Genomic DNA, 7,080 nt, shown 5'->3' with positions numbered 1-7,080 from the left:
CCCCCCCCCCCCCCCCCCCCCCCCCCCCCCCCCCCCCCCCCCCCCCCCCCCCCCCCCCCCCCCCCCCCCCCCCCCGCGCCCCCCCCCCCCCCCCCCCCCCGCTGAGCTCCTCGGCTTGCAGCCTGCGGGGTCTCAGCTGTCCCACTCCTCCCGCAGGAGTCAAGTGTCTTCCGCTCCATTGCACTATGGTTATAAAAATTCGAGAGTAATAACTCTTAATAAAACATATTTAAAAAGGGATTTGGTGTAGAAAACATCAAATCCCTTTTTCGTAGTTATATCAAGTGTTTGAATAAGATTCCAAGATTTGTCAAAAACTTTTTTAAATTTTTTTCAAGAAAATTGTTCCATTTTTATTTAATCTGTTATATATTAGTTTTAGTTACGACGAACTGTATTATAACAATTTAAAGAGGGGTGTTTTTTTAAAAATGGCAACACAAATGACTGGTTGTAAAATTGTTGGAAACATGAGCCCAGAATTTCAGCAAGTATTAACACCTGAGGCGTTGAGGTTTGTTGAAAAGCTTGAACGAAATTTTGGAGATCGAAGACGAGAGCTGTTACAACGAAGAGAGGATAGACAAAGAGAAATTGATAATGGTAAACTGCCAGGTTTCTTAGAGGAAACAGAGCATATTCGTAACGGAGATTGGACGGTAGCTCCAATTCCACAGGATCTTCAAGATCGACGAGTAGAAATAACAGGACCTGTTGATCGAAAGATGGTCATTAACGCTTTGAATTCAGGTGCAAAAGTATTTATGGCCGATTTTGAGGATGCAACATCACCAAGCTGGGAAAATGTGATGAACGGCCAAATCAATCTCAAAGATGCTGTCCGCCGAACAATCTCCTTTGAAAATGAAGGCGGTAAGACCTATCAGTTGAATGAGGAAACAGCAACTTTAAAAGTAAGACCAAGAGGATGGCATCTTGAGGAAAAACATATAGAGCTTGATGGTAAAAGAATGTCTGCCAGCTTAGTAGATTTTGGGTTATTCTGTTTTCATAATGCAAAGGAGTTAATTGAACGCGGAAGTGGCCCTTATTTTTATTTACCTAAAATGGAAAGTCATCTTGAAGCAAGATTATGGAATGATGTATTTTGTTTTGCACAAGATGAATTAAATATTTCACGCGGAACCATTAAAGCAACTGTATTAATCGAAACAATCATGGCAGCCTTTGAAATGGATGAAATTCTTTATGAGCTGAAGGAGCACTCAGCGGGATTAAATTGTGGCAGATGGGATTATATTTTTAGTTATCTTAAGAAGCTTAGAAATTGTAGGTCTGTTATTCTACCAGATCGTGCGCAAGTAACAATGACTGTTCACTTTATGAGATCATACTCTTTGCTCGCTATCCAAACTTGTCATAAGCGCAATGCCCATGCAATGGGAGGAATGGCGGCACAAATTCCAGTGAAAAACAACCCAGTAGCCAATGAGCGAGCGTTTGAGAAGGTTCGTGCAGATAAAGAAAGAGAAGCAACATACGGCCATGATGGTACATGGGTTGCCCATCCTGCACTTGTTCAAGTGGCGAAGGATGTTTTTGATAAACATATGAAAACACCTAATCAGATTCACCGTAAACGAGAAGATGTAAACGTAACCGCAGAAGATTTGTTAGAGGTTCCGGATGGAATCATTACAGAAGAAGGGGTAAGAACAAATATTGATGTTGGGATCCGTTATATCGCTTCATGGCTTAGCGGAAGGGGCGCTGCGCCAATTCATAATTTAATGGAAGATGCAGCAACAGCAGAGATATCAAGAGCTCAAGTATGGCAATGGATTCGCCATCCACGTGGAATTCTTGAAGATGGTCGTAAATTAACATTCGAGCTTTATGATTTATTAAGAGATGAAGAGGTTCAAAAGATAAGAGAATCAGTGGGGGAAATAGCTTTTCAGAAAGGGCATTTTGAAGAAGCGGTTTTGGTTTTCGATGAACTGGTAAAACGCGATGAGTTTATTGATTTCTTAACGATACCGAGCTATGAAAAGCTTTAAACAGAATGTATTAAGGACAACAAAGGGGAAGTAAGAAAAAATTTTTATAAATGGGGGAATAAAAATGAACGGTCAAACAAGAGTAGAAGCATTACAAGAAAGCTGGGAGTTAGATAAACGTTGGGAAGGCATTACACGTCCTTACAGCGCGGAAGAGGTTATTCGTTTAAGGGGTTCAATTGATATCGAGCATACACTGGCAAGACGAGGGGCAGAAAAACTTTGGAATTACCTTCACAATGAGGACTACATTCATGCACTTGGTGCACTTACAGGAAATCAAGCTGTACAGCAAGTAAAAGCTGGCTTAAAAGCAATTTACTTAAGTGGTTGGCAGGTAGCAGCAGATGCGAATCTTTCAGGGAATATGTATCCAGATCAAAGCTTATATCCTGCAAACAGTGTTCCACATGTTGTAAAGCGTATCAATCAAGCCATGCAACGTGCTGATCAAATACAGCATCTTGAAGGAGAAGGGAATATTGACTGGTTTGCACCGATCGTTGCGGATGCTGAGGCTGGCTTTGGCGGTCAATTAAATGTTTTTGAATTAATGAAATCAATGATTGAATCAGGTGCTGCAGGGGTTCATTTTGAAGATCAATTATCTTCGGAGAAAAAGTGTGGTCATTTAGGTGGAAAGGTATTATTACCAACTCAGACTGCTGTAAAAAATCTTATTTCAGCTCGCTTAGCAGCTGATGTTATGGGAACACCAACGATTATTATTGCTCGAACAGATGCAGACGCAGCAGATCTTATTACAAGTGATGTTGATCCTGCTGATCATGAGTTTATTACAGGTGAGCGCACAGTAGAAGGATTTTTCCGTACTCATTCCGGAATTGATCAGGCAATTAGTCGAGGACTTTCATATGCACCATATGCAGATTTAATCTGGTGTGAAACATCTGAGCCTAATTTAGAGCAGGCACAAAAATTTGCTGATGCTATTCATGAGAAGTTTCCTGGAAAACTATTAGCTTACAACTGTTCACCTTCATTTAACTGGAAGAAAAAGCTTGATGATGAGACAATTGCAAACTTCCAAAAAGAAATTGCTAAAATGGGTTATAAATTCCAATTTGTTACACTTGCTGGTTTCCATGCTCTAAATCATAGCATGTTTGAGTTAGCACGAGGCTATCGTGATCGTGGCATGGCTGCTTATTCTGAGCTTCAACAAAATGAATTTTCTAGTGAAGTACATGGATATACAGCTACTAGACATCAGCGAGAGGTTGGAACAGGTTATTTTGATGAAGTAGCTCAAACGATTTCTGGTGGAACGTCTTCAACAACAGCGTTGAAGGGATCAACAGAAGCGGAGCAGTTTACAAAAGCATAATAAAAGGAGAACGGCCAAGGACTACATCCTTGACCGTTCTTTTATATTACATTGGATAATCACAGAAATAAAGACTGCACATGGCAGCCTTATCCTAGCTTACGCAATCCTTTGTATTCTTTTGATAGTTTCATAAATACTGTCTTGTTCTTTGTGTCAAGTGCATCATTGATACGTTCTTCTAGCAATTCTTTTTTCCTGTTAAACAACGCTTCATCCAAAATCATTTGAATATACATGTCTAATACAGGTTGCTCGGATGGAACGTTTTTCGTGTTACGGGACTTCATGATTTCAGTGTACGACGACTTTTTATTTTTCATGAAAGATCACCCCTGATGCCTTTTTTATATTGTATGGAATTTTTAGGAGAAAATCAACCAAATTGTTAAAATTTTTAAAAAATTTAACAGGAATATTTTTGGAATGTATGAAAATCTTACAATAGGAAAAGATATTCCAAAGGATGTGATGTCATGTATAAGGAAGAAGAAACAGAATTATCACCAACAGCTTTAAATCCACTGGTTGGAATTGAAATGGAAGATAGAGATCGTTTGAGAAGCCCATTTGAGGATTCAGCAGCTCAGAATAATGAATGACTTCTTTACAAATATGTAAAAGAAGTCATTTTTTTATGGAGTTTTTGTAAATTTATAGAATTTTTAAAAAAGACATGCTAGATTATTTATGGGATATTTTACCTAATAATTTAGTAAGAGGTGCAAAACGGTGATTGATACGAACAAAATGGTAGTGGAAGATTATCTTATTAACCGATTTACTATGGCCATTCTCCCTGGTGAAAATAGGTACATCACTGAGGTACTAGAGCTTGAGCAAGATCTTACTGTTGGAAAACGCCCAATGGATGTTATTGACCAAAGTTGCAGATATTTTGGGAGCAGTTATAATGGCAGGAAGGAAGGGACTAAAGACTTAATGGGTGTTACACATAAACCACCAATTGTAATTGACCCGGCAAACTCAATTTACTTCTTCCCAACAACATCCTCCACACGGCCACATTGTGCATGGCTTTCACATAGTTTTGTGAAAGAATATGTAGGAACGAATGAAGACAATACTTGCATTACATTTACAAATGGTAAAGTAATAACGTTACCAATGTCAGTAGGGTCCTTTGAAAATCAACTTTTCCGCACAGCACAGTTAAGAACGATTATTTCTTCAAGAATTGAACAGGAACAAAGAAAAATAAATATGCTTCTTTTTCCGAAAGGTGAGAAGGAAGTTAGTTCATTTTATGAACAAATGATAAGAGAAATGAATCGATTTCAATAATTAACTTCATTGTGAATAAGATAGAACGAGACGAAGCTATCCGATTTGTGGGTAGCTTTTTCAGGGTCTACCTAACACATAAGGATTAACTAATAATGCAACATTTAGGCATGTTTATTCGTATTACTGCTAAGACAGTTTGATTACAAAGGAGAATATGATGTCATTTAAAAAGAGAAGAGAGAAACATTTAAGAAAACGAAGAGCCAAAAGAAAGCATGATACTTATTCCATATTCGATTTCTTTGCGGATGTTGTCTTTTATTTTCCTGAACTTATTTTTCTACCGTTCCGAATAGTATGGTATGGAATAAGAGTCATTTTTAGATTTTTTGATTGGACCTAATTGAACTTATTTTTCTTTATTAAGTGAGCACTAATATTTATGTTTGTGTGCTTTTTCCGAAATTTGTCTTTTCTGGTTTAAATAAATATAATTCCATAATTTCAGATACTTTGTTTCGAATTCTAGGATTAAAATAATTGTGTTTTTCTTCATATCCGTTGTAAATAAAGGAATAAAGAGTGAATGCTTCGTCTCGTTCGACCTGATGAACTTTAATGTTTCGTTTTTGAAGCTCTCGCTTAACGTCAGCCAAATCCTTTTGTGCGAGTTTTAACGACTCTTCAACAATAGATAAATATGGACGATGTAATTTAAACGGACTTTGTTGAATAACAGCTAAATCTCTATTAAAAATTGAAACAGCCATCGGTAAATAAATTGCTTGTTCGATCATGTCTCGAACGTCACTTGGTATTCTTGTCACAGAAATGCCCCCTATCGATACAGAACATTTGTTCGTATTTAATTATAATCGAATCCTAATAAATTCGCAAGTATGACAAACTTAGTAAGTACCTGTATCTTTTAAGTTTTAACATAAGTGTGTACAATAGATACAAAGGATTTTACAAGGAGTATAAGATGAACTTTGAGACGTTGCAGGACATTTTTACATTAGAATATTTAATGGAACTATTTGAGACCTATCGTTCATTTGGTCCATTTTTCGCTATATTATTACCAATGTTAGAAGCCTTTTTTCCATTTTTACCACTAGTTATCTTTATTGTTGCCAATGTAAATTCATTTGGACTATGGATGGGATTTTTTTTATCTTGGATTGGGGCTTGTTTAGGTGCTATTATTGTATTCGTTATAATGAGGAAACTTGGCGAATGGAGAGTTTTTAAGAGCCTGAAAGAAAAAAAGGGAATTAAAAAGCTGTTAACCTGGATTGAACGAAGAGGATTTAGCCCGCTTTTTCTAATTCTTTGTTTTCCGTTTACTCCGTCGGCAGCGATTAATGTTGTTGCAGGTTTGTCCAGAATTAGTTACTGGCAGTTTATATTAGCAGTTCTATCGGGGAAACTAGTTATGATTTTCTTGGTAAGTTTTATTGGGCAGGATCTGCACGCTCTTATAACAAAGCCAATTCGATCTGTTATAGCAGGGGTTGTAATCTTTTTACTATGGTTTATTGGAAAAAGAGTCGAAAAAAGACTGAATACTACCATAACGGTTGAGAAAAAAGAACACTAACCTTTAGGAGGTTATATGAAAAAGCGTAAAATTGCTTTTACGGCAGTAGGAGTATGTTTAACAGCTATTATTGTGAAAAATTTGATTTTTGTTGAATATAAGGTAGAGGGAGTTTCCATGCAACCAACATATGAGGAAGGAAGATTGCTTTCTATTAACAAGTTAAGCTTATATTTTTCCTCGTTAAAGAGATTTGATGTGGTCGTATTCCAACTCCCAAATAGTGACGACATTTATGTGAAAAGAGTGATTGGTCTTCCGGGTGATGAACTTCATTATAAGGATGATCAGCTTTATGTAAATGGAAAGGCTGTAAATGAACCTTTTCTTTCTCCTGAAGATCTAGATGTTACGAAGCAGACAGGAAACTTTACGCTCGAGGATATTATAGATAAAGGAACAATACCAAAAGGTTATATATTTGTTATAGGTGACAACCGTATCCAAAGCCGGGACAGTCGTCATTTTGGTTTAGTAAAAATGGATGATGTCATAGGAATTGTAGGTAATGAAGAATAATGCTAACTCAACTTGTTTATAACTTGTGGAGTTAGCATTTTTTTGTTGATAAAGGGAGGGCGTGTGCTGTTGTTCATTAGGTGGATGAATGACAAAAGTGGCGGAGTAGAAGAGCGAGTGGTGTCGTTCATAGGGGCGATGAACGACAAAAGTGTTGAGGTAAGAGCGAGTGGAGTCGTTCATAGGGGTGATGAACGACAAAAGTGTTGGTGAAGAGCGAGTGGAGTCGTTCATAGGGGCGATGAACGACAAAAGTGTTGGTGGAAGAGCGAGTGGTGTCGTTCATAGGGGTGATGAACGACAAAAGTGTTGAGGTAAGAGCGAGTGGTGTCGTTCATAGG

9 protein-coding genes are annotated in these 7,080 nt (G+C 37.7%); 7 read left to right on the top strand and 2 right to left on the bottom strand.

Annotated features, from left to right (window positions below; translation table 11 throughout):
• The first annotated feature begins 431 nt into the window (after positions 1–431).
• Positions 432–2,021 carry a malate synthase A gene (gene aceB / locus ACEWK1_RS26935; RefSeq protein WP_269671109.1) on the top strand — a complete coding sequence of 530 codons (1,590 nt, stop codon included), beginning with the start codon at positions 432–434 and terminating at the stop codon, positions 2,019–2,021.
• A 64-nt stretch (positions 2,022–2,085) separates the two neighbouring features.
• Positions 2,086–3,369, top strand: a complete 1,284-nt coding sequence (gene aceA / locus ACEWK1_RS26930) for an isocitrate lyase (RefSeq protein ID WP_212136098.1) — start codon at positions 2,086–2,088, stop codon at positions 3,367–3,369.
• An 89-nt stretch (positions 3,370–3,458) separates the two neighbouring features.
• On the opposite strand, the gene ACEWK1_RS26925 is transcribed toward aceA, so the two are convergent.
• Positions 3,459–3,692 carry an IDEAL domain-containing protein gene (locus ACEWK1_RS26925; RefSeq protein ID WP_121664662.1) on the bottom strand — a complete coding sequence of 78 codons (234 nt, stop codon included), beginning with the start codon at positions 3,690–3,692 and terminating at the stop codon, positions 3,459–3,461.
• Between the two features lie 153 nt (positions 3,693–3,845).
• On the opposite strand from ACEWK1_RS26925, the gene ACEWK1_RS26920 reads away from it, so the two are divergent.
• Together ACEWK1_RS26920 and ACEWK1_RS26915 are read left to right on the top strand one after the other, a co-directional pair.
• Positions 3,846–3,971 (top strand): hypothetical protein, encoded by a 126-nt coding sequence (locus ACEWK1_RS26920; RefSeq protein WP_257535942.1) that lies wholly within the window; start codon positions 3,846–3,848, stop codon positions 3,969–3,971.
• A gap of 130 nt (positions 3,972–4,101) precedes the next feature.
• Positions 4,102–4,674 carry a competence protein ComK gene (locus ACEWK1_RS26915; protein WP_121664663.1) on the top strand — a complete coding sequence of 191 codons (573 nt, stop codon included), beginning with the start codon at positions 4,102–4,104 and terminating at the stop codon, positions 4,672–4,674.
• Between the two features lie 383 nt (positions 4,675–5,057).
• Here the strand turns inward: ACEWK1_RS26915 and ACEWK1_RS26910 are convergent, their stop codons facing one another.
• The gene (locus tag ACEWK1_RS26910) at positions 5,058–5,444 is read right to left on the bottom strand and encodes a hypothetical protein (RefSeq protein WP_121664665.1); all 387 of its coding nucleotides are present in this window, start codon (positions 5,442–5,444) and stop codon (positions 5,058–5,060) included.
• A 158-nt stretch (positions 5,445–5,602) separates the two neighbouring features.
• Between ACEWK1_RS26910 and ACEWK1_RS26905 the strand changes: the two genes are divergently transcribed.
• From ACEWK1_RS26905 to ACEWK1_RS26895, 3 genes are all read left to right on the top strand, one after another.
• Complete coding sequence (locus tag ACEWK1_RS26905; RefSeq protein WP_121664666.1) at positions 5,603–6,220, top strand: TVP38/TMEM64 family protein; 618 nt, start codon at positions 5,603–5,605, stop codon at positions 6,218–6,220.
• A gap of 15 nt (positions 6,221–6,235) precedes the next feature.
• Positions 6,236–6,739 (top strand): signal peptidase I, encoded by a 504-nt coding sequence (gene lepB, locus ACEWK1_RS26900; RefSeq protein ID WP_098794852.1) that lies wholly within the window; start codon positions 6,236–6,238, stop codon positions 6,737–6,739.
• A 69-nt stretch (positions 6,740–6,808) separates the two neighbouring features.
• Positions 6,809–6,952: a hypothetical protein gene (locus tag ACEWK1_RS26895; protein WP_212136099.1), complete on the top strand. Its 144-nt coding sequence runs from the start codon at positions 6,809–6,811 to the stop codon at positions 6,950–6,952.
• Positions 6,953–7,080 lie beyond the last annotated feature (128 nt).

The sequence above is a fragment of the Metabacillus sp. YM-086 genome (assembly GCF_048059995.1).
GTDB classification, from domain to species: domain Bacteria; phylum Bacillota; class Bacilli; order Bacillales; family Bacillaceae; genus Metabacillus; species Metabacillus litoralis_B.
Note: the sequence above shows the minus strand (reverse complement) of the source record. Positions and strands in the feature narration are given on the sequence as shown.